The sequence below is a fragment of the Cupriavidus sp. GW823-FHT07A04 genome, assembly GCF_058794615.1.
The window spans coordinates 206,454-226,146 of sequence record NZ_JBXAHA010000011.1 but is presented as its reverse complement, the minus strand read 5'-3'; the positions used below and the strand labels follow the sequence as shown (position 1 = coordinate 226,146).

The window sequence follows — 19,693 nt, the reverse complement described above, 5'->3', positions numbered from 1 at the left end:
GGGCACGCGATACGGGCATGCGACAAGCCTTCAGCATGCTTGCCCGTTCCACGGCTCCCGTTTGCCGGCCGCGCTCGATGAATATTGATCTCGATTGAGGAGCAGCATGCGAAAGCTTTGGGCCCCCCTTTGGCTGGCCGCGCAGCGGCACGGCACCCGCGCGCACGCCCTGTTTGCCGGGCTGGCCGTGGTGCTGGCTTGTTCGGCCGGCAGCGCACAGGCGCAATTGAACGTTGAAATCACCGGCGTCGGCGCCAGCCAGCTCCCCATCGCCACGGCCAACTTCCAGGGCGAAGCTCAGGCCCCGCAAAATCTCACCGCTATCATCCGCAGCGACCTGCAGCGCAGCGGCCGCTTCCGCAATGTCGACCCGGGCGGCGCCACGGTGGCGGAGTCTGCCAATGCCGATCTTGGCAGCTGGAAGGCGCGCGGCGCCGATGCCTTCGTGGCCGGCAGCGTCACACCCACCGGCAACGGCCAGTACGACGTGCGCTTTCGCCTCTACGACACCGTCAAGGGCACCAGCCTGGGTGGCCTGGCCTTCACTGTCAGCGCAAACCAGCTGCGCGTGACCGGCCACAAGATCGCCGACTACATCTACGAGAAGCTGCTGGGCGAGCGCGGCGTGTTTGCCACGCGGCTGTCCTATGTCTCGCGGGTGGGTGGGCGTTTCCAGCTGCTGATCTCGGACTCCGACGGCCAGAACTCTCAGGTGGCGCTGACCAGCAACGAGCCGATCATCTCGCCTTCGTGGTCGCCGGATGGCAGCAAGGTCGCTTACGTGTCCTTTGAAGCCAAGAAGCCCGTGGTCTACGTGCACGACCTGGCGACCGGCAAGCGCACGCTGGTGTCGAACCAAAAGGGCAACAACAGCGCGCCTTCGTGGTCGCCTGACGGCCAACGCCTGGCGGTGGCGCTGTCGCGCGATGGCAATACCCAGATCTACCAGGTTGGCGCCGATGGCTCCGGGCTCAAGCGCCTCACCCGCAGCAGCGCCATCGATACCGAGCCGCAATACGCGCCGGATGGCCGCAGCATCTACTTCACCAGCGATCGCGGCGGTGCGCCGCAGATCTACCGCATGCCGGCCGGCGGCGAAGAAGGCGGCGCAGCCCAGCGCGTGACCTTCAAGGGCAGCTACAACGTGAGCCCGCGCATTTCCCCGGATGGCAAGCAGCTGGCCTACATCACCCGCAGCGGCGGCTTCAAGCTGCAGCTGATGGATCTCGGCAACGGCGATGTGACCTCGCTGACCGACACCGCCAACGACGAGGCTCCGAGCTTCGCCGCCAACGGCAAGTACATTCTTTATGCCACCCGGGTGGGAGGTCGCTCGGTGCTGGCGGCAGTGTCCACTGACGGGCGTACCCGGCAGGTTTTGTCGCTCCAGTCCGGCGAGGTTCGCGAGCCGTCCTGGGGACCATTCATGCAATAAACGAGGAGTTCCTAGCCATGACCAATATGATGACCAAAACCCTTGCCGTCGCCGCTCTGCTGGCCCTCGGCGCTTGCAGCTCCGGTGTCAAGCTGGACGACACCGCCAACGCCGGTGCCGGCAACAAGGGTACGCCTTCGACCGACGCCCGCGCCGTGGCGCCGGTGGACGTGTCGCGTGATCCGCTGAACGATCCGAACAGCCCGCTGGCCAAGCGCAGCGTGTACTTCGACTTCGACAGCTACAGCGTCAAGTCCGACTACCAGGGCATGCTGTCGGAGCACGCCAAGTACCTGGCCGCCAACAAGGGCCGCCGCATCCTGATTCAGGGCAACACCGACGATCGCGGCACCAGCGAATACAACCTGGCCCTGGGCCAGAAGCGCGCCGAAGCCGTGCGCCGCTCGCTGTCCTCGCTGGGCGTGCCGGAAACCCAGATGGAAGCCGTCAGCCTGGGCAAGGAAAAGCCCAAGGCAACCGGCCACGACGAAGCCGCCTGGGCAGAAAACCGCCGCGCGGACATCACGTACTAATCTGCGGACAGCCATCTCATGAAAGCACGCGTCTCCAAGTTGGTATTGCTTACTGCGATGTCCTGCGCCAGCCTGTTGCCGTTTGCACAGGCGCGGGCCGGCGTGTTCGACGATGACGAGGCGCGCAAAGCCATCGTCAACATGCGGGACCAGTTCAACGGTTTCCAGGCGACGGCATCGCAGCGCATCGACCAGAACAGCCGCGCCCAGCTCGACATGCAGAACCAGCTCGAAGGTCTGCGCCAGGAAGTGGCGCGACTGCGCGGCCAGAACGAGATGCTGCAGAACGAGGTGACGACGCTGCAAAAGCAGCAGAAGGACTACTACGCGGACCTGGATGCGCGCCTGAAGAAATTCGAGCCGCAACAGGTCACCGTGGATGGCCGCGAAGGGCTGTCGCAACCTGGCGAGAAGACCGAATACGATGCCGCGCTCAAGCAGTTCCAGACCGGGGACTTCAAGGGCGCCGGCAACGTGTTCGCGGGCTTCATCAAGAAGTACCCGCAGAGCCCGTACGTGCCGCTGGCGCAGTTCTGGCTCGGCAACTCGCTGTACGCGCAGCGCGACTACCGCGGCTCGACCTCGGTGCTGCAGAACATGGTGCAGGCCTATCCGGATCACCCCAAGGTGCCGGATGCGCTGATCGCCATCGCCAACAACCAGATCGAATCGGGCCAGAAGCCCGCAGCCCGCAAGACCCTGGAGCAGGTGGTAGCCAAATACCCCGGCACCGAGGGCGCGCAGGCGGCGAGCAATCGCCTCAAGACGCTGAAGTAAGCGCCTGAGAGGGCGGGGCGCTGTTAAGCGGCCCAGGTAGCAGTCAGTACACTAAAGGCCCGCATCCGCGGGCCTTTAGTCTTGGGCGCGCTAAAATACCCGATTCGCCTCGAATTTTGCGTGGCGCCTCCAGGCGCCGCGCCGTGCCATCATGAAAAAACGCGCTATCGTCCTGCTTTCCGGCGGCCTGGACTCCGCCACCGTCCTTGCCATGGCCAATGCGCAGGGCTTCGAGACTTATGCATTGTCGATGCGCTACGGTCAGCGCCACTCCTCGGAACTGGAGGCTGCAAAGCGCGTGGCCGCAGCCCTGGGCGCGGTGCGCCATGAGATCATCGACCTGGACCTGCGACGCTTCGGCGGCTCCGCGTTGACCGACGATAGCCTTGAGGTGCCTACGGATGGCGCCGTCGGCGGCATTCCGGTGACCTACGTGCCGGCCCGCAATACCATCATGCTGTCGCTGGCCCTGGGCTGGGCCGAGGCCGTTGGCGGCCGTGACCTGTTCTTCGGTGCCAACGCGGTCGACTACTCTGGCTATCCGGATTGCCGGCCCGAGTACGTGTCTGCCTACGAGGCGCTTGCCAACCTGGCCACCAAGGCCGGCGTCGAAGGCGAGCGCATCCGCGTGCATGCGCCCATCATCGACATGACCAAGGGCGAGATCATCCGCGCCGGCGTCAAGCTCGGGGTGGACTACGGCATGACGGTGTCGTGCTATAAGGCCGACGACGACGGCCGGGCCTGTGGCGTGTGCGACTCTTGCCGCATCCGCCGCGCGGGCTTCGAGGCCGCTGGGGTGCCTGATCCCACCCGCTACCAGGGCGCAGCCTGACGGTTGTCGTTGCCACCAGCGCGCTTGCGCGCACCCACCCGTTCCGCTTCCCCCGCCGGACACCCATGCCCGAAATCGATATTGCCGCGCTCAGCCGTACCATACTGGCGAGCACCTTCATCCTGACCTTCCTGTTTGGGGCGGTGCTCCAGCGCACGCACTTCTGCACCATGGGTGCGGTCTCCGACATCGTCAATATGGGTGACTGGACCCGCATGCGCATGTGGGGGCTGGCCATCGGCGTGGCCATGATCGGCACCGCCGCACTGGCTGCGGGCGGCTACATCGATCCCACCAAGACCATCTATGCCGCCAGCAAGCTCAGCTGGCTCTCCGCCCTGGTGGGCGGGCTGATGTTCGGCTTCGGCATGGTGCTGGCCTCGGGCTGCGGCAGCAAGACGCTGGTGCGTATCGGCGCGGGGAACCTGAAGTCGGTGGTGGTGTTCGTCTTCCTGGGGCTGTCGGCCTATATGACGCTGCGCGGCTTGTTTGGCGTGATTCGCGTGAACACCGTCGATGCCGTGGCGCTCACTCTGCCCACCACGCAGGACCTGCCCTCCGTGCTGGCGCACGCCAGCGGCATGGCGCGCGCCACCCTGCAAGTCGGCATCGCGCTGGTGGTGGGCGGGGCGCTGGTGATCTGGGCGCTGGCGGGACGCGGCTTCCGCACCTTCGATAACCTGCTTGGTGGCCTGGCCGTGGGCCTGATCATCGTGGCCATGTGGTACGTGTCCGGGCACCTCGGCTATGTCGCTGAGGATCCCAATACGCTCGAGGAACTGTTCGTTGCCAGCAACAGCGGCCGCATGGAGAGCCTGAGCTTTGTCGCTCCCTACGCCTACACGCTCGACTGGCTGATGATGTTCAGCGACAAGAGCAAGGTGCTGACCATCGGCATCGTCAGCGTGTTCGGCGTGGTGGCCGGCGCCGCTGCGTACGCACTGGTGACCCGCACCTTTCGCTGGGAAGGCTTTGGCAACGCCGAGGACGTCGGCAACCATCTGGTGGGTGGCGTCCTGATGGGCGCGGGTGGCGTGACCGCGCTGGGCTGCACCATCGGCCAGGGGCTGTCAGGCGTATCCACGCTGGCGATTGGCTCGTTTATCGCGCTGGCCGGCATCCTGCTTGGCTCGGTGCTCGGCTTCCGCTACCAGATATGGCGCCTTGAGCGCATGATCTAGCACGAGTAGTTCGTGTTCAAAGGTTGACTTTAGGGCCAAGATATTCCTATAATCGCGGCTTCAGTTTTTCCGGGTCGTTAGCTCAGTCGGTAGAGCAGCGGACTTTTAATCCGTTGGTCGCGTGTTCGAGTCACGCACGACCCACCAGCATTGCGAAAAGGCGTAGCGGGCAACCGTTACGCCTTTTTTGTTTCATTTGCCCGCGCCCGATGCGCGGGCGCGGAGCGGTCGCAAATCAGCCTTCCCTGGCCAGGTGCCTGGCGAGAAACGCTTCCATGGCTTCGTAGAAGTCGAAGGTGTTTTCCTCGTTGTGGAAGCCGTGGCCCTCGTTTTCCTTTAGCAGGTATTCCACATCCACGCCGCGCGAGCGCAGCGCTTGGACGATCTGGTCGCTCTCCGCTCGCCTGACGCGCGGATCGTTGGCGCCTTGCGCCACCAGCAGCGGCGTGCGGATCTTGTCCGCGAAGAACACCGGCGAGGTATCGTGCAGGGCTTGGCGCTCGGCTTCCACGTTGGGGTTGCCGACCATCTCGTACAGCATGTCTAGCATCGGTTTCCAGTACGCGGGAATGGTCTCCAGCAGCGTGAACAGGTTCGATACGCCGACATAGTCGATGGCCGCGGCGTAGCGCTCCGGCGTGAAGGCGACGCCCGCCAGCGTTGCATAGCCGCCATAGCTGGCGCCGTAGATCGCGATGCGCTTAGGGTCCACGATGCCTTGTGCGACGAGCCAGTCGACGCCATCGTCGATATCGTGCTGCATCGTCTTGCCCCACTGCTTGAAGCTCGCCTCCCAGAATGCGCGACCGTAGCCGGTGGAGCCGCGGAAGTTGATCTGCAGCACGGCATAGCCGCGATTGGCCAGCAGCTGCACCTCGGGGTTGAAGCCCCATACGTCGCGCGTCCACGGGCCGCCGTGCGGGTTGACCACCAGTGGCAGGCCCCGCGGCGCAGGCTCGCCCGCGCTGGCCACCGGCAACGTCAGGTAGCCGTGGATCTGCAGGCCGTCGCGCGAGGTGAAGCGGATTGGCTGCATGCCGGCCATGTCGGCTTCATCCAGCCAGGGCTGCACCTTGCCTAGCGTGACCAGCTTTTGCGTGCCGCTGTCGTACAGGAAGCGCGTGCCGGTGGTCTTGTCGCTCGAGGCGGAGACGATCATGCGGGTCTCAATGCGCGTGATGCTGGTGACGTGGTGCTCGTAGCCCGGCAGTTGCCGCTCCAGGTCGGCATGGATCTGCTCGGCGTGGGCGTCGAAGAAATGGCGGTGTGTCTTCCAGTCGGTGTACCAGGCGGCGGTCAGCACGCGGCGATGCCGCGAGTAGGACAGGCCGCCGACATCTACCTCATCGTGCTCGAAGACCAGGCGGCCTTCCTTGGCGGTCTGCGGATCGAATTCGAATATCGCCGTCTTGTCGCGGCCGCGATTCGACTGCACATACAGCTGCTTGTCGTCGAAGGTGAAGAACAGCGGCGAGACCGTCTCGCGGAAGTCGGTGGTCAGGATCGGGCGGAAAGGCTCGTCCTCGGCATCGCGGTAGAGCAGGGTGGTGTTCACGCCGTCGCTGGCGGTCGCTACCCGCAGGCGGCCTGCGTGGTCGGTGCCCCAGCTCATCACGTTGCCCGGGTTTTCCGCGATCTGCACGGACTCGCCAGTGACGACATCGACGCGCAGCACGTCGAATACTTCCGGGTCGCGCTTGTTGTGCGACAGCAGGATATGGCGGTCATCGTCCTCGAGATCGTCGATGATCTCCGCGCGCACGCCCGGGTACGGGGTCAGGTCGACAGGTTCGCCGCCGTCGATCGGCACCGACAGCACGTGGAAGTTCTCGTCGCCGCCAAAGTCCTTCGCGTACAGGATGTGCGCGTTGCCTTTCCACGTGTGGAAGGGCAGGTCGCGCTCGCTCTCGTGGGTCAGTGGCCGGGCTTCGCCCAACATGTTGCCTTTGGTGTCGATGGCCTGCACGAAGACGTTCTGGCGGCCCTGGTGCCGGGCGAGGAAGGACAGGTGGCGGCCATCCGGCGAGATCGAGAACTGGGAACGGTCCGGTTTGCGGAACAGTTCACGCACGCCGTAGTGCTTCACCTTTGCCGGCGCCTGTGCACCGGTTGATGGGTTGTCTTGACGCAATGCTCACTCCTTGGTGTGTCTGGGGCCGGCAAGCGGCGCCAGGGCTCAGTCCGTGCGCGCCGCCTCGGGGCCCGGTGCCTGGGCGCTGGCTTGCCCGGTTGCGCCTGTGGACGGTGCGGGCGGCGTCGGGTCCTTGTCGTGCGCGGCGTCCCGGCGCTCGATTTCTTCCCGCGTGGACGTGGACAGGTCCCAACTGGCGATAAACAGCGCGGCGATCAGCGGGCCGATGACGAAGCCGCTCAGCCCGAACAGCGCCATGCCGCCCAGCGTGGAGATCAGCACTACCCAGTCGGGCATGCGAGTGTCCTTGCCAACCAGGATAGGGCGCAGCACGTTGTCCACCGCGCCGATCACCACCGCGCAGAAGCCGATCAGGATGGAGCCCTTGCCCACGTCGCCGGTCAGCAGGAAGTAGATCCCCACCGGTCCCCAGATCAGTGCGGCGCCCACCGCAGGCAGCAGCGACAGGAAGCCCATCAGCACACCCCACAGCAGCGAGCCCTGGATGCCGAGGAACCAGAAGGCCAGGCCGCCCAGCGCGCCTTGCACCGCGGCCACGGCGATGTTGCCCTTGACGGTGGCGCGGGCCACGGTGGTGAACTTGCGCAGCAGGTGCTGCTTGTGCGGCTCGCTCAGCGGGATCGCCCGCATGATGATCTTGGAAAGCTGCGGGCCATCGCGCAGCAGGAAGAACAGCAGGTACAGCATCACGCCAAAGCTGACCACGAACTGGAATGTGTTCTGCCCGATGCTGAGCGCCTGCGCGGCGATGATCTGGCTGGCCTGGGCGGCCCCCGCGGTGAGCTTTTGCTGCAGGTCGCCGATATCGGTCAAGCCGAAGCGGTCCAGCACCCTTGTCACCGACGGCGGCAGGGCGTGCAAGGCTTGCTGGAAGTAGGCGCCGAAATTGAGCTGGCCGGACTTGATCTGCTGGTAGACGGTGCTGCCTTCCTGGATCAGGGCGCCGGTGACAAAGATCAGCGGCAGCACGACGATCAGCAGGCATAGCGTCAGCGTGGTCAGCGATGCCAGGTTGCGTCGGCCGCCCATGCGCCGGGTCAGCCAGTTGTTGGGTGGCGTGAAGATGATGGCCAGAATGGCGCCCCAGAACACGGCGCCGAAGAAAGGTCGCAGGACGAAGCAGAAGGCTATCGACACGACTGCCAGCAGCAGGTAGAACGCCTTTTGCTGCATTTCCGCTCGTTGGGTCATTGTGCTGTCACCTTGCGTCGAAAAAGCGTTGGAGCGCGCGCCGCTATGGTGGCGTACGGCGGCTCGCCGCGGCGCGTGGCGCTGATTGCCTTCATTGCCTTATGACAGGCCCTCGGTAGGCAAGGCCGACGCAGGTGGCGGCCTTGCATGGCGCATCGCGGTGCTAACGCACCAGCGGGTCGCGGAACCCTGTGTCGACGGTGTCGGACGGGGTCTTGCGGGCATCCTGGACGGAGCTTTTCTGAAAAGTCTCGTAGGCCCAGTAGCCGGCCGCGGCCAGCGCGCCGAGCTTGGACAGCTTCCAGCCCCAGCGCAGCACCGGGGTCTTGCGCAGCAGCGGCAGCGCCAGGGACACGGCTGAGCTGAGCAACGGGTAGTCCTTGGCGAGTCCAAGCAGCTTGAGCCAGGAGGCGGGCCGGGTCATGCGCGGCAGCCAGGTGCTGAAACGGCCGAGACGGGTCGCGCTGCCACGGACGTGATGGAGCGCCTGGGCGCAGTCGTAGCGCTCAAGCGCGGCGCGCGTGATCAGCAGCTCCTTGCGAATGGCAAGGGGCAGGCGCACCTCCCGCGCGAAACGTACGGGGCGTTGGTGCGAGCGAGGCGCTTTGGAGGTGGGTGCGGTGCCGGCCGCGTTGTCGGCCGGCTCGCCTGGGGTGTGTGGTGTGCTCATCGGCGCAGGATCTCCCGGTCTTTATCGATCTCGGCCAGCGTCGCTTCGAACAGGGGCGGGGCATTGCGCACCAGATGGCGGGCAACCGCGAGGCAGATTGCGCAGGCGGCCAGGTATAACGCAGCCAGCACGCCCAGGGCCTGCCAGCGGTAGGTGTCCCAGAACACGATGGCGATCAATACGGTCAGCGTCACCATTGCCAGGCCAAAGAACACCAGGCCGAAACAGGCCAGCAAGGCCATCTTCATCAGCCGGGAGCGTTCTTCCGCGAGTTCGACACTGGCAAGTTCAAGGCGAGTCTGCACCATTGCCACCAGTGATCCTGCCAGGCTGCGCAGGGCATCCATAAACTTGGGGGAAGAGGTGGGGTCGCTCATTCAATTCCGGCGAAGGCGTGCAGCAGCGAAGCGCTGCACCTGCTGCAGACGGGGAGCCCCGCCAGCGGTGCGGGACTGCTGGCGGGGCGTTGCCCGGCACTGCGCCGCGACATGCTGCGGCCCAGGTGCAAGGCGTTCGGGTTCATGCGCGAGGCCTGCGGCCTGGCGAATTACTTGCGGTTCAGCAATAGGCCGATCAGCAGGCCGACGCCGGCGGCAACGCCGACAGCGCGCCACGGATGGTCATGGACGTAGTCGTCGGTGGCGCGTGCAGCCGCCTTGCTCTTGGTGACCACGGCGTCCTGGAGGTCTTGGGCCTTTTCTTTGGCTTGTTTCAGCAGGCCCATGCCGCGCTCACGCAGTTCGGCAGCTTTTTCGCCTGTGGTCGAGGCCGCTTGCTTAAGCAGTTCTTCGGCATCGGACAAAACGGTCTTGACATCGCTCATCAGTTTCTCCTGTTGCGGGCGGTGGTTTCGGATTGTGACATTTTGCCTTCCCCGCACGTTGTCGGGCAGCTTCTCGCCCTCTTTACTAGCATATGCGGGGAACCGCCGTGGTTTCAACACCACGAGTCCGACACAGCGTGTAGGACTGTGACGCAGGACAAAGGTCTTAACAAAGGTCTTAATACAAAAAGGTGATTTTGTAGTGACTTTATATTCGTTTGGGTTGGATCGCAATCGCACTAGAGTGGTTCCACCCTATTTTGCCTCTTGAGGAGACCCGCATGGCTCTACGTCTCGGTGACATCGCGCCGGATTTCGAACAGGATTCCAGTGAAGGCCCGATTCGCTTTCATGAATGGCTGGGCGACAGCTGGGGCGTGCTTTTCTCGCACCCGGCCGATTTCACACCGGTCTGCACGACCGAACTCGGCCTGACGGCGAAGCTGAAGGGTGATTTTGCCAAGCGCAATGTCAAAGTCATCGCACTGTCGGTCGATCCTGTCGAGTCCCATCGCGAGTGGATCAAGGATATCAACGAGACCCAGGGTACCACGGTCAATTTCCCCATCATCGCCGATGGCGACCGCAAGGTTTCCGAGCTGTACGACATGATTCACCCCAATGCGAACGCGACCTTGACGGTGCGCTCGCTGTTTGTGATCGACGCGGAAAAGAAGGTGCGGCTGACCATCACCTACCCGGCCAGCACCGGGCGCAACTTCAATGAGATCCTGCGGGTGATCGATTCGCTGCAGCTCACCGACAACCATAGCGTTGCCACGCCGGGCAACTGGCAGGACGGCGAGGATGTGGTGATTGTGCCCTCGCTGAAGGACGAGGACGTGATAAAGCAGAAATTTCCGAAGGGATACAAGGCCGTGCGGCCTTACCTGCGGCTGACGCCGCAACCCAACAAGTAAGCAAGCAGCCGGCCGGGGCGCGTAGCGCCGGGCCGGCGGACCGGTGTTGTACAACGATGGGCTCGCCCGTCGTCTCTCCTTGGTAGTGTGCTTGGCCCGGCTTCGCAGCCGGGCCTTTTTATGTCTTGCGAGAGAGCGGGCGGGCCCGGGCGGCGTGCTTTAGAAGAACGCCTGGATGCCGGTCTGGGCGCGACCCAGGATCAGCGCGTGGATGTCATGGGTGCCTTCGTAAGTGTTGACCACTTCGAGGTTGACTACGTGACGGATCACGCCGAACTCGTCCGAGATGCCGTTGCCGCCGAGCATGTCGCGCGCCACGCGGGCGATGTCCAGCGACTTGCCGCAGGAATTGCGCTTCATGATCGAGGTGATTTCCACCGCGGCGGTGCCTTCGTCCTTCATGCGGCCCAGGCGCAGGCAGCCTTGCAGGCCCAGCGTGATCTCGGTCTGCATGTCGGCCAGTTTCTTCTGCACCAGCTGGTTGGCGGCCAGCGGGCGGCCGAACTGCTTGCGGTCCAGCGTGTACTGGCGCGCGGTGTGCCAGCAGAACTCGGCGGCGCCCAGGGCGCCCCAGGCGATGCCGTAGCGGGCCGAGTTCAGGCAGGTGAAGGGACCCTTCAGGCCGGACACGCCCGGCATCAGGTTCTCTTCCGGCACGAACACCTGGTCCATGACGATTTCGCCGGTGATCGAGGTGCGCAGGCCAACCTTGCCGTGGATGGCAGGTGCCGACAGGCCCTTCCAGCCCTTTTCGAGGATAAAGCCGCGGATCGCTTCCTTGCCGTCGTCGCCGACCAGCTTGCCCCACACCACGAATACGTCGGCGATGGGCGAGTTGGTGATCCACATCTTGGCGCCGGACAGCTCATAGCCGCCTGCCACCTTCTTGGCGCGTGTGATCATGGAGCCCGGGTCGGAGCCGTGGTTCGGCTCGGTCAGGCCGAAGCAGCCGATCCACTCGCCGGTTGCCAGCTTAGGCAGGTATTTCTGCTTCTGCGCTTCGCTGCCGAATTCGTGGATGGGCACCATCACCAGCGACGACTGCACGCTCATCATCGAGCGATAGCCTGAATCCACCCGCTCCACTTCGCGCGCGATCAGGCCGTAGGCCACGTAGTTCAGGCCGGGGCCGCCGTATTCCTCGGGAATGGTGGGGCCGAGCAGGCCCAGCTCGCCCATCTCGCGGAAGATCTCGATGTCGGTCTTCTCATTGCGGAACGATTGCAGTACGCGCGGGGCGAGCTTGTCCTGGCAATAGGCCAGGGCGGCGTCGCGCACCATGCGCTCGTCGGCGCTCAGTTGGTCGTCCAGCAACAGCGGGTCAGCCCAGTGGAATTCGGCGTTGGCAGCCATGTAGGTCTCCTTCGGTAGTGCAGGTCTAGTGCAGATCGGGATGGGCGGCCTCGCGAGCCAACCCTGAATTCAGGAAGTATCGGCGCATTCCGCGGTCCGCCGTGGTGCTTTTGCGGTTCCGCATTGCGGAACTTTGTTCCGATGATGTAGTATATCGCAATGCGCGATCCATGCAATAGGGCGCGCTGCCTCCATCCAACCCGCGGAGATCACTTTTGGCCACTGAATCGCAAGCCACGCCTGCGGCGGATGCCGCCAGCGCCACACCGCGCGAGAGCGATCCCAATTTTGTTGCCGCGCTGGCGCGCGGCCTTGAGCTGCTGCGTTGCTTTCGCACTGGCGAGTCGATGCTGGGCAACCAGGATTTCGTGCGCCGCACGGGCTTTCCCAAAGCCACCGTGAGCCGGCTGGCCGGCACACTGGTGCAACTGGGCTACCTGCGCTACGACGATAGCCTGGGCAAGTACGCACTCGATGCCGGCGTGCTGGCACTAGGCTATTCCTACCTGTCCGCGTCCAATGTGGTGACGCTGGCGCGCCCGCACATGCTGGCGTTCGCGCAGGCTTACGGGGTGTCGGTCTCGCTGGGCAAGCGCGAGCGCATGGAGGTGATCTATCTTGAATCGATTCGCAACGATGCGGGCGTGATGCTGGGGCTGGGCGTGGGGTCGCGGCTCTCGCTGGTATCGAGTTCCATGGGCCGCGCTTACCTGGCGGCCTTGCCGGCAGCCAAGCGCGAACGGGTGCTGGCAGAGTTTGCCCTGGCCTATCCCGAACAGTGGAAAACCCAGGAGGCGGCGATGCGTGCCACGGTGGAGCAGGCGTCGACCCTGGGCTATGCGGCGTCGTTCCGTGACTGGCACCCAGCCATCCACGCATGCGCGGTGGCATTCCGTCCGGTGGGGGAGAAGGAGCTCCACATGCTGAGTTGCAGTGCGTCCTATGGCTCGGTCGAGGAAGCGGTGTTTCACGACAAGCTGGCGCCGGCCTTGCGCGCGCTGGCGGCGCGGCTGTCGGACCCGGCGCTCTGAAGCGCGGCGACGCCGGCCTTGGCCGGTGTCGCGTTCCCAATACGTACGGCCCGCTTACAGATCCGTTCGCAGCTTCCACAACTCCGGGAACAGCACCACGTCAAGCATCTTGCGCAGGTAGCTGACGCCTTCGGTGCCGCCGGTGCCGCGCTTGAAGCCGATCACGCGTTCCACGGTGGTGACATGGCGGAAGCGCCACTGCCGGAAAGCATCTTCCAGGTCGACGAACTTCTCGCCTAGTTCATACAGTTCCCAGTGCGCCTCGGGCTTGCGATAGACCTCTAGCCATGCCGCTTCCACCGAGGCGTTCTCGCCGGCCGGCTTGGTCCAGTCCCGCTCGATGCAGGCCGCATCGATGGCAAAGCCGCGCCGCGCCATCAGGCGGATCGCTTCGTCATACAGCGACGGCGTGCGCAGGGCTTCTTCTACCAGCGCCAGGTGTTGCGGCTGGTGCGCATGCGGGCGCAGCATGGCCGCGTTCTTGTTGCCGAGGATGAACTCGATCTCGCGGTACTGGAACGATTGGAAACCAGACGACATCCCGAGGTAAGGGCGCATCGCCGAGTACTCCGGCGGCGTCATCGTCGCCAGCACGCTCCACGCCTGCACCAGTTGCTCCATGATGCGCGAGACTCGCGTGAGCATCTTGAAGGCTGGCGGCAACTGGTCCTGGCGCACGCATTCGCGCGCGGCGCGCAGCTCGTGCAGTGCCAGCTTCATCCACAGCTCGCTGGTCTGGTGCTGCACGATGAACAGCATCTCGTTGTGCTCGGGCGAGAGCGGATGCTGGGCGTTGAGAATCTGGTCCAGCGCCAGGTAATCGCCGTAGCTCATGTCCTTGGCGAAATCCATCTGGGCGTCGTGCCAGCTGGCATCGCTGGTCTCGGTGGCGCCTGCGCCCGACATCGGGCATCCCTTGTGGTTGCTCATGGCGTGCTCCTGCTCAGGTCACCAGGCCGCGCGTCTGGTGACGCTCGGCCTTGTAGGTGCCGCTGTCGAGCACGTCGCGCAGGATTTCCACCGCATCCCAGACTTCGGTGAAGCTGGTGTACAGCGGCGTGAAGCCAAAGCGCGCGATGCGTGGCTCGCGGTAGTCGCCGATCACGCCGCGCTCGATCAGGGCCTGCACCACAGCAAAGCCGTCCGGATGGGCAAAGCTCACATGGCTGCCGCGGCGCGCATGGGCGCGCGGGGTCACCAGTTCGAGCGGGTGCGCGGCGCAGCGTGTTTCCACCAGTGCGATAAAGAGGTCGGTCAGCATCAGCGACTTGGCGCGTAGCGCTGCCATGTCGGTCTGGGCGTAGATATCGAGCCCGCATTCGACCATGGCCAGCGAGGCAATGGGCTGGGTGCCGCACAGGAAACGCGCTACGCCTTCGCGCGGGCGGTAGCCGGGTTCCATCGCGAACGGCGCGGCGTGGCCCCACCAGCCGGACAGCGGTTGCCAGAAGGCATCGCGCAGCGACGGCGCGACCCACAGGAAGGCGGGCGAGCCGGGGCCGCCGTTGAGGTACTTGTACGTGCAGCCGACCGCGTAGTCCGCACCCGATGCCTTGAGCGCCACGGGCACGGCGCCGGCCGAGTGGGCCAGGTCCCACACCGTGAGCGCGCCGCGGGCATGCGCCATCTCGGTCACGCTGGCCATGTCGAGCATTTCGCCGGTCTTGTAGTTGACATGGGTCAGCATCAGCACGGCGGTGTCGGCGTCCACCGCCGCATCGATCTCCTCGGGCGCATGCACCAGGCGCAGCGAATAGCCTTGCTGCAGCAGGTCAGCCAGCCCCTGTGCGATGTAGAGGTCGGTGGGGAAGTTGCTGGCTTCCGATACGATCACCTTGCGCTTCGGGTCGCGGGTCTGCTGCACGCGCAGCGCGGCCGCCAGCACCTTGAACAGGTTGGCGGAGGTGGTGTCGGTCACCACGACTTCGTCCTCGCCGGCGCCGACCAGCGGTGCCAGCATATTACCCAGGCGCTGGGGCAGTTCGAACCACCCGGCCGTGTTCCAGCTGCGGATCAGGCCCGTGCCCCATTCCTCGCTCACCACTTCGGCGGCGCGTGCCGCGGCGCTGCGCGGGCGCGCGCCCAGCGAGTTGCCATCGAGGTAGATCACGCCTTGCGGGAGCGCGAACTGGTCGCGCAGGTGGCGCAGCGGATCTTCTTGGTCGAGGGCGAGGCATTGCTCGCGGGTCAGTGCGGTCATGTGTGAGAGGTTTCCTGGGGGGAGGTTGGGGTCGGGTCGTTCAGTGCGATCGTTCAGGCCAGGCTGCGCAGCACGGCACGCACCGGGCTTGCATCGAGTCCGGCAAAGCGCAGGGGCAGGGCAATCAGTTCGTAGTCGGCCTCGGCCACGGCGTCGAGCACCAGGCCTTCGAGGATGGCCAGGCGATGCCGGCGCACCATGTTATGCGCGGCCATGGTCTTGGATTCCTGTGGGTCCAGCGAGGGCGTGTCGATGCCGACCAGCGTCACGCCGTGCTCTGCGAGCAACGCGATGGTTTCCGGCGCGACCGCGCAGAAGTCCGGGTCCCACTTCGCCAGCGGTGCTTGCTGGTAAGTGCGCAGCAGCACACGCGGCGGTACGCCTGCCAGCGCGTGTTCGATGTGGCGGGGCTCGACCAGCGGGGCCGCACCGATGCAATGGATCACCCGGCACGGGCCGAGGTAGGGCGCCAGGTCCACCGCGCCGATGGGCGCGCCGTCGGCGGCGTAGTGCAGCGGCGCATCGGCATGGGCGCCGGTGTGGGGCGACAAGGTAATGCGCCCGACATTGACGGGGCAGTGGGCGTCGATCTGCCAGTTGCGCTCGAGCTGGAACGGCGTGTCGCCCGGCCACACCGGCGTGTCGGGCGAGAGCGCGGGACTGATATCCCAGAGCTGGCGCGGCCTATCGTTGGTATCGGGGGTGGGGCGGTTCGTCATCGGGGGCTGACGCCTGGGAGCGGCGTTCCAAGGCTCTTCATGGAGCGGATGACGGCATGATAGTCAATATTACGGACAAGAGGCTTGCGAAATGGCCCGTGGATTCCAATGGTTTTCGCATAGAATTTCATTTGTGAAGAGATTTATGGAAGAATCTGCGAAATGAACCTGGATCCCATCGATTTGCGCATCCTGACCTGCCTCCAGGAGAACGGGCGCATCAGCAACCAGGACCTGGCCGACCGCGTGGCGCTGTCGCCTTCGGCCTGCCTGCGGCGGGTGCGTTTGCTGGAGGAGGACGGTGTGATCGGCGGCTACCGGGCGTGGTTCGACGCCGAGCGGCTCGGCCTGGAACTGGAGGCGATCGTGCAGGTGTCGATGCGCCCCGAAACCGAGGGCTGGCACGATACCTTCAACGCGGCGGTGCAATCCTGGCCTGAAGTGGTGTCGGCCTACATCATCACCGGCGACAGCAATTACATCCTGACCGTGCAGGCGCGCAACCTCAAGCACTACTCGGATTTCATCGTGAACCGGCTCTACCGCACGCCGGGCGTGATGGATATCCGCTCGAACATCGTGCTGCAAAGGATCAAGACGGATGGCTCGCCGCTGGCGGTCGTCAAGGGCGAGCCGCGGCCCTGAGGGCTGTCGCCACTCAGCGCGGCGCGTGCAGCGCGATCAGGCGGCGCAAGGTGTCCTTGAGCTGATTGCCCTGCGCGACGCCAAAGTCATCCAGCACTTGTTGCTCGTGGGCGGCGGCTTGGTCTAGCAAGGCGCGGGCGCGGCTGCGCCCGCGCGCGGTGATCGATACCAGCGCATGGCGGCGGTCCAGGGCGCCGTTGCGCCGCGTGACGAGGCCGTCGGCGGCCATGCGGTCGATCAGCTTGGTCAGGGTGGGCTGCTTGGTGAGCGTGATATCGGCCAGCGCGCCGATGGTGCAGTCCGGCCGGCCGGTCAGCGTGGCCAGCACGCGCCATTCGGGCACGGAGAACCCGGCTGCCTCGACCTGCCGGTGGAACTCGCCCGACACAAGGTGGCTGGCCCGCGCCAGCAGATAGGGCAGGTAGCCATCTACAAAAGCGTCTGGGGCCGCCGGGGCCGGCTTGGGCGAATCCTTCATGGCTGCTGCGCCCGGACTTCAGTCCGTCAGCGGATCGGTGGTGGCAAAGCGGCCGTCGTGGAACACCAGCGGGTTGCCCGCGTTGTCGTGCACGCCGCAGCGCTCCACCTCGCCCACGAAGATGACGTGGTCGCCCTCGTCGTAGCGGCTGCGGTTGTGGCATTCGAACCAGGCCAGCGCGTTGGCCAGGATCGGCAGGCCGTTCTCGGACAGGCGGTAGTCGACACCCGCGAAGCGGTCGCCCTTGAGCGTGGCGAAGCGCTGGCACAGGTCCAGTTGCGAGGCCGACAGCACATTGATGATGTAGTGCGAGCCGTCGCGGAACATCGGCAGGCTGTTGGCGCGCGTGGCCATGCTCCACAGCACCAGCGGCGGATCGAGCGAGACCGAGTTGAACGAGCTGGCGGTAATGCCCACGAACGGCGCGCCCGGCGGCGAACCAGGGCCCGCGCGGGTGGTGATCACCGTCACGCCGGTGGCGAACTGGGACAGCGTGCGCCGGAAGTGCAGCGTATCGAAATCGGGAGAAGCGGCCTTGCCGATGATGCTTGGCGTGGCCTCAGGCATGCCCATAGCGCGGGCTCCACTGGGATCCATGAAATTTCATATATTATTTGCGCCAGCGACAAGAATCACAAGCACAAAGCTAATGCGTCCGGCGGGAGGCATCGGTGGGCTGGCGCACCAAGGCCATTCCCCCGGGACCCTGCCAGGATCGCAGCAGATCGCACCAGGAGGAGACCTATGCTCATCGAGCAAATCGAGCACCGCTGGCTGGCGGCTTTTCGGCGCACCCTTGAACTGTGCGCCCTGTCCGCCCAGGAAGTGGTTGGGATTGTAACGGAGTCCCAATCCCGACGCGTCAATGTGGAGTTGGCGGAACTGGCGGTGCAATCGCTGGGCGCCACGCCCGTGCGCATCCGGGTGCCGTCCCCGGCGCTTGCCGCCCCCGCGCCCGTGCGTTCCACCGGCGCCAGCGATGCCTTGCAGCAACTCGCCCCGGTGGTGGCCGCCTTGCAGCGCTGCCACCTGGTGATCGATTGCACCGTGGAGGGCCTGCTGCATGCGCCCGAACTCCCGCTGATCCTCAAAGGCGCCGACGGCGTCGTGCCGCGCCTGCTGATGGTCAGCAACGAACATCCCGAGATCCTGGAGCGCTGCCTGCCCGATCCCGCGCTGGAGAGCAGCGTGCGCGCGGCCATGAAACGGTTGCGCGGCGCAGGCGAGATGCGCGTGCATTCGGCCGCCGGCACCGAGCTGCGCGTCGGGCTCGCAAGCGCGCGCGTCGGCGGCGTCTGGGGCTACTGCAACAAGCCCGGCCAGGTCGCGCACTGGCCCGGCGGCCTGTGCCTGGCCTTCCCCGCCGGCGGGCAGGTCAACGGCACGCTGGTGCTCGCGCCGGGCGACGTCAACCTGACCTTCAAGACCTACCTGCGCGACACCATCGTCTGCCATATCGAGGATGACTACATGGTCGGCATCGAAGGGCAGGGCATGGACGCCGACATGATGCGCGGCTACTACGCGGCGTGGGCCGACCGCGAAGGCACGCGCGACGCCTACGCGGTTTCGCACGTGGGCTGGGGCTTGAACCCGCAGGCCCGCTGGGATGCGATGACGTTCTACGACAAACGCGACTGCAACGGCACGGAGCTGCGCGCCTTCGCCGGCAACTTTCTCTACTCCACCGGCGCCAACGAGGTCGCCGGCCGCCACACGCTGGGCCACTTCGACCTGCCGCTGCGCAACTGCACGATCACGCTCGACGGCGTGGGCGAGGTGGACGAAGGCCGGCTCGCCGGCCCGGCCACGCCCGAAGCGGCCCAAACAAACAACAAGGCAAGCGCATGAACGAGAACGTGAATCCTGGCCCCCAGCCCCAGCCCCAGCCCCAGCCCCAGCCCCAGCCCCAGCCCCATGCCAATGGCATCTCCATCATCGCGCAGGGCACCGGCCCCGTGGCCGTCGTGATGCTGCATGGCATCGGCGGCGGCAAGGCCGCGTGGCCGGCGCAGATCGCTGCGCTGGTGCAAGCGGGCTATCGGGCGGTGGCCTGGGACATGCCTGGCTACGGCGACAGCGCCATGATCGATCCCTGTGATTTCGCCGGGCTGGCGCATGCCTTGCAGCCGGTGCTGCAGGCCGAGCGCGACGCGGGCCGGCGCGTGGTGCTGCTAGGCCACAGCATGGGCGGCATGGTCGCGCAGGAAGCTTACGCAGCCATGCCAGGACTGATCGACGCAATGGTGCTGTCCGGTACGTCGCCCGCATTCGGCAAGGCCGATGGCCAGTGGCAACGCGACTTCGTGGCCGCGCGCACGGCGCCGCTCGATGCCGGCAAGACCATGGCGGAGATGGCCAACGGGCTGGTGCGCGCCATGGTCGCGCCGCAGGCCGAGCCTCGCGCGGTGGCGTTCGCCGCCAGCGTGATGGCGGCCGTGCCGCCCGACACCTATCGCGCCGCTTTGCAGGCGCTGGTGCGCTTTGACCGGCGCGAAGTGCTGGCGCGCATCACCGTGCCGGTGCTGGTGCTGGCCGGCGAACACGACGCCAATGCCGCGCCCGCCGTGATGGAGCGCATGGCGCAGAAGATCGCTGGCGCCGAGTACCTGTGCTTGCCCGCGGTGGGCCACCTGGCTTGCATGGAGCGCCCGGCGGATTTCAATGCCGCCGTGCTCGGCTTCCTGGGGCGGCATTTCCCGCTGCACTGAATCCACAAGAACATCGAGGCATCGCCACGCGTGTGGCCG

Annotated in this window: 21 protein-coding genes and 1 tRNA gene; 11 read left to right on the top strand and 11 right to left on the bottom strand. The window is 65.6% G+C overall.

The window, feature by feature from the left end:
- Window positions 1-106 precede the first annotated feature (106 nt).
- The 6 genes from tolB (at window position 107) to AC1Q7Q_RS20550 (ending at window position 4,908) form a co-directional block, all read left to right on the top strand.
- Window positions 107-1,435 (top strand): Tol-Pal system beta propeller repeat protein TolB, encoded by a 1,329-nt coding sequence (gene tolB / locus AC1Q7Q_RS20575; protein WP_492376359.1) that lies wholly within the window; start codon window positions 107-109, stop codon window positions 1,433-1,435.
- A 17-nt stretch (window positions 1,436-1,452) separates the two neighbouring features.
- The gene (gene pal / locus AC1Q7Q_RS20570; RefSeq protein WP_173430687.1) at window positions 1,453-1,968 is read left to right on the top strand and encodes a peptidoglycan-associated lipoprotein Pal; all 516 of its coding nucleotides are present in this window, start codon (window positions 1,453-1,455) and stop codon (window positions 1,966-1,968) included.
- Window positions 1,969-1,986: 18 nt separating this feature from the next.
- A complete protein-coding gene (gene ybgF / locus AC1Q7Q_RS20565) occupies window positions 1,987-2,745 on the top strand; it encodes a tol-pal system protein YbgF (protein ID WP_253928682.1) in 759 nt (252 codons plus the stop codon).
- A gap of 151 nt (window positions 2,746-2,896) precedes the next feature.
- A complete protein-coding gene (gene queC / locus AC1Q7Q_RS20560; protein ID WP_043348516.1) occupies window positions 2,897-3,580 on the top strand; it encodes a 7-cyano-7-deazaguanine synthase QueC in 684 nt (227 codons plus the stop codon).
- A 65-nt stretch (window positions 3,581-3,645) separates the two neighbouring features.
- A complete protein-coding gene (locus AC1Q7Q_RS20555) occupies window positions 3,646-4,761 on the top strand; it encodes a YeeE/YedE family protein (RefSeq protein WP_492376358.1) in 1,116 nt (371 codons plus the stop codon).
- A 71-nt stretch (window positions 4,762-4,832) separates the two neighbouring features.
- Window positions 4,833-4,908 (top strand) — tRNA-Lys (locus AC1Q7Q_RS20550).
- A gap of 88 nt (window positions 4,909-4,996) precedes the next feature.
- Here AC1Q7Q_RS20550 and AC1Q7Q_RS20545 read toward each other — a convergent pair.
- The 5 genes from AC1Q7Q_RS20545 to AC1Q7Q_RS20525 form a co-directional block, all read right to left on the bottom strand.
- Window positions 4,997-6,892, bottom strand: coding sequence for a S9 family peptidase (locus AC1Q7Q_RS20545; RefSeq protein ID WP_492376357.1), 1,896 nt, complete (start codon window positions 6,890-6,892; stop codon window positions 4,997-4,999).
- A gap of 45 nt (window positions 6,893-6,937) precedes the next feature.
- Window positions 6,938-8,104, bottom strand: a complete 1,167-nt coding sequence (locus tag AC1Q7Q_RS20540) for an AI-2E family transporter (RefSeq protein ID WP_492376356.1) — start codon at window positions 8,102-8,104, stop codon at window positions 6,938-6,940.
- Window positions 8,105-8,267: 163 nt separating this feature from the next.
- Window positions 8,268-8,774, bottom strand: coding sequence for a DUF3318 domain-containing protein (locus AC1Q7Q_RS20535; RefSeq protein WP_492387204.1), 507 nt, complete (start codon window positions 8,772-8,774; stop codon window positions 8,268-8,270).
- Window positions 8,771-9,151, bottom strand: coding sequence for a phage holin family protein (locus AC1Q7Q_RS20530; RefSeq protein ID WP_492376354.1), 381 nt, complete (start codon window positions 9,149-9,151; stop codon window positions 8,771-8,773). Before AC1Q7Q_RS20530 ends, AC1Q7Q_RS20535 begins: the two co-directional genes overlap by 4 nt.
- 170 nt (window positions 9,152-9,321) lie before the next feature.
- Window positions 9,322-9,597: an ElaB/YgaM/YqjD family protein gene (locus tag AC1Q7Q_RS20525; protein ID WP_006162945.1), complete on the bottom strand. Its 276-nt coding sequence runs from the start codon at window positions 9,595-9,597 to the stop codon at window positions 9,322-9,324.
- Between the two features lie 281 nt (window positions 9,598-9,878).
- Between AC1Q7Q_RS20525 and AC1Q7Q_RS20520 the strand changes: the two genes are divergently transcribed.
- Window positions 9,879-10,517, top strand: a complete 639-nt coding sequence (locus AC1Q7Q_RS20520) for a peroxiredoxin (protein ID WP_492376353.1) — start codon at window positions 9,879-9,881, stop codon at window positions 10,515-10,517.
- 159 nt (window positions 10,518-10,676) lie between these two features.
- Here the strand turns inward: AC1Q7Q_RS20520 and AC1Q7Q_RS20515 are convergent, their stop codons facing one another.
- Entirely contained in the window at window positions 10,677-11,870 is a 1,194-nt protein-coding gene (locus AC1Q7Q_RS20515; protein WP_006162948.1) for an acyl-CoA dehydrogenase, read from the bottom strand.
- A gap of 215 nt (window positions 11,871-12,085) precedes the next feature.
- Here AC1Q7Q_RS20515 and AC1Q7Q_RS20510 point away from each other — a divergent pair, with 215 nt between their 5' ends.
- A complete protein-coding gene (locus tag AC1Q7Q_RS20510; RefSeq protein ID WP_043348497.1) occupies window positions 12,086-12,901 on the top strand; it encodes an IclR family transcriptional regulator in 816 nt (271 codons plus the stop codon).
- A 54-nt stretch (window positions 12,902-12,955) separates the two neighbouring features.
- On the opposite strand, the gene kynA is transcribed toward AC1Q7Q_RS20510, so the two are convergent.
- The 3 genes from kynA to kynB are packed head-to-tail and all read right to left on the bottom strand — an operon-like array spanning window position 12,956 to window position 15,820.
- Window positions 12,956-13,831 carry a tryptophan 2,3-dioxygenase gene (gene kynA / locus AC1Q7Q_RS20505; RefSeq protein WP_150984125.1) on the bottom strand — a complete coding sequence of 292 codons (876 nt, stop codon included), beginning with the start codon at window positions 13,829-13,831 and terminating at the stop codon, window positions 12,956-12,958.
- Between the two features lie 13 nt (window positions 13,832-13,844).
- Window positions 13,845-15,101, bottom strand: a complete 1,257-nt coding sequence (gene kynU / locus AC1Q7Q_RS20500; protein WP_492376352.1) for a kynureninase — start codon at window positions 15,099-15,101, stop codon at window positions 13,845-13,847.
- 53 nt (window positions 15,102-15,154) lie between these two features.
- Window positions 15,155-15,820 carry an arylformamidase gene (gene kynB / locus AC1Q7Q_RS20495; protein WP_492376351.1) on the bottom strand — a complete coding sequence of 222 codons (666 nt, stop codon included), beginning with the start codon at window positions 15,818-15,820 and terminating at the stop codon, window positions 15,155-15,157.
- Window positions 15,821-15,982: 162 nt separating this feature from the next.
- On the opposite strand from kynB, the gene AC1Q7Q_RS20490 reads away from it, so the two are divergent.
- On the top strand, window positions 15,983-16,465 hold the full coding sequence (locus AC1Q7Q_RS20490) for an Lrp/AsnC family transcriptional regulator (protein ID WP_043348484.1): 483 nt from the start codon (window positions 15,983-15,985) through the stop codon (window positions 16,463-16,465).
- Window positions 16,466-16,478: 13 nt separating this feature from the next.
- Here AC1Q7Q_RS20490 and AC1Q7Q_RS20485 read toward each other — a convergent pair whose 3' ends face one another.
- Together AC1Q7Q_RS20485 and AC1Q7Q_RS20480 are read right to left on the bottom strand one after the other, a co-directional pair.
- Window positions 16,479-16,943 carry a MarR family winged helix-turn-helix transcriptional regulator gene (locus AC1Q7Q_RS20485; protein ID WP_492376350.1) on the bottom strand — a complete coding sequence of 155 codons (465 nt, stop codon included), beginning with the start codon at window positions 16,941-16,943 and terminating at the stop codon, window positions 16,479-16,481.
- 18 nt (window positions 16,944-16,961) lie between these two features.
- A complete protein-coding gene (locus tag AC1Q7Q_RS20480) occupies window positions 16,962-17,516 on the bottom strand; it encodes a flavin reductase family protein (protein WP_006162962.1) in 555 nt (184 codons plus the stop codon).
- A 171-nt stretch (window positions 17,517-17,687) separates the two neighbouring features.
- Here AC1Q7Q_RS20480 and AC1Q7Q_RS20475 point away from each other — a divergent pair, with 171 nt between their 5' ends.
- Complete coding sequence (locus AC1Q7Q_RS20475; RefSeq protein ID WP_492376349.1) at window positions 17,688-18,794, top strand: 2,5-dihydroxypyridine 5,6-dioxygenase NicX family protein; 1,107 nt, start codon at window positions 17,688-17,690, stop codon at window positions 18,792-18,794.
- Window positions 18,791-19,654 carry an alpha/beta fold hydrolase gene (locus AC1Q7Q_RS20470; RefSeq protein ID WP_492387203.1) on the top strand — a complete coding sequence of 288 codons (864 nt, stop codon included), beginning with the start codon at window positions 18,791-18,793 and terminating at the stop codon, window positions 19,652-19,654. Before AC1Q7Q_RS20475 ends, AC1Q7Q_RS20470 begins: the two co-directional genes overlap by 4 nt.
- Window positions 19,655-19,693 lie beyond the last annotated feature (39 nt).

Excerpts from the sequence above, each read along its gene's own strand:
- AC1Q7Q_RS20520 (WP_492376353.1), top strand. The coding sequence starts at position 9,879 with ATGGCTCTACGTCTCGGTGACATCGCGCCGGATTTCGAACAGGATTCC.
- queC (WP_043348516.1), top strand. The coding sequence starts at position 2,897 with ATGAAAAAACGCGCTATCGTCCTGCTTTCCGGCGGCCTGGACTCCGCC.
- tolB (WP_492376359.1), top strand. The coding sequence starts at position 107 with ATGCGAAAGCTTTGGGCCCCCCTTTGGCTGGCCGCGCAGCGGCACGGC.
- AC1Q7Q_RS20555 (WP_492376358.1), top strand. The coding sequence starts at position 3,646 with ATGCCCGAAATCGATATTGCCGCGCTCAGCCGTACCATACTGGCGAGC.
- AC1Q7Q_RS20515 (WP_006162948.1), bottom strand. The coding sequence starts at position 11,870 with ATGGCTGCCAACGCCGAATTCCACTGGGCTGACCCGCTGTTGCTGGAC.
- AC1Q7Q_RS20470 (WP_492387203.1), top strand. The coding sequence starts at position 18,791 with ATGAACGAGAACGTGAATCCTGGCCCCCAGCCCCAGCCCCAGCCCCAG.
- AC1Q7Q_RS20540 (WP_492376356.1), bottom strand. The coding sequence starts at position 8,104 with ATGACCCAACGAGCGGAAATGCAGCAAAAGGCGTTCTACCTGCTGCTG.
- pal (WP_173430687.1), top strand. The coding sequence starts at position 1,453 with ATGACCAATATGATGACCAAAACCCTTGCCGTCGCCGCTCTGCTGGCC.
- AC1Q7Q_RS20525 (WP_006162945.1), bottom strand. The coding sequence starts at position 9,597 with ATGAGCGATGTCAAGACCGTTTTGTCCGATGCCGAAGAACTGCTTAAG.
- AC1Q7Q_RS20485 (WP_492376350.1), bottom strand. The coding sequence starts at position 16,943 with ATGAAGGATTCGCCCAAGCCGGCCCCGGCGGCCCCAGACGCTTTTGTA.
- kynA (WP_150984125.1), bottom strand. The coding sequence starts at position 13,831 with ATGAGCAACCACAAGGGATGCCCGATGTCGGGCGCAGGCGCCACCGAG.
- kynB (WP_492376351.1), bottom strand. The coding sequence starts at position 15,820 with ATGACGAACCGCCCCACCCCCGATACCAACGATAGGCCGCGCCAGCTC.
- kynU (WP_492376352.1), bottom strand. The coding sequence starts at position 15,101 with ATGACCGCACTGACCCGCGAGCAATGCCTCGCCCTCGACCAAGAAGAT.
- AC1Q7Q_RS20475 (WP_492376349.1), top strand. The coding sequence starts at position 17,688 with ATGCTCATCGAGCAAATCGAGCACCGCTGGCTGGCGGCTTTTCGGCGC.
- AC1Q7Q_RS20535 (WP_492387204.1), bottom strand. The coding sequence starts at position 8,774 with ATGAGCACACCACACACCCCAGGCGAGCCGGCCGACAACGCGGCCGGC.
- ybgF (WP_253928682.1), top strand. The coding sequence starts at position 1,987 with ATGAAAGCACGCGTCTCCAAGTTGGTATTGCTTACTGCGATGTCCTGC.
- AC1Q7Q_RS20490 (WP_043348484.1), top strand. The coding sequence starts at position 15,983 with ATGAACCTGGATCCCATCGATTTGCGCATCCTGACCTGCCTCCAGGAG.
- AC1Q7Q_RS20530 (WP_492376354.1), bottom strand. The coding sequence starts at position 9,151 with ATGAGCGACCCCACCTCTTCCCCCAAGTTTATGGATGCCCTGCGCAGC.
- AC1Q7Q_RS20480 (WP_006162962.1), bottom strand. The coding sequence starts at position 17,516 with ATGGGCATGCCTGAGGCCACGCCAAGCATCATCGGCAAGGCCGCTTCT.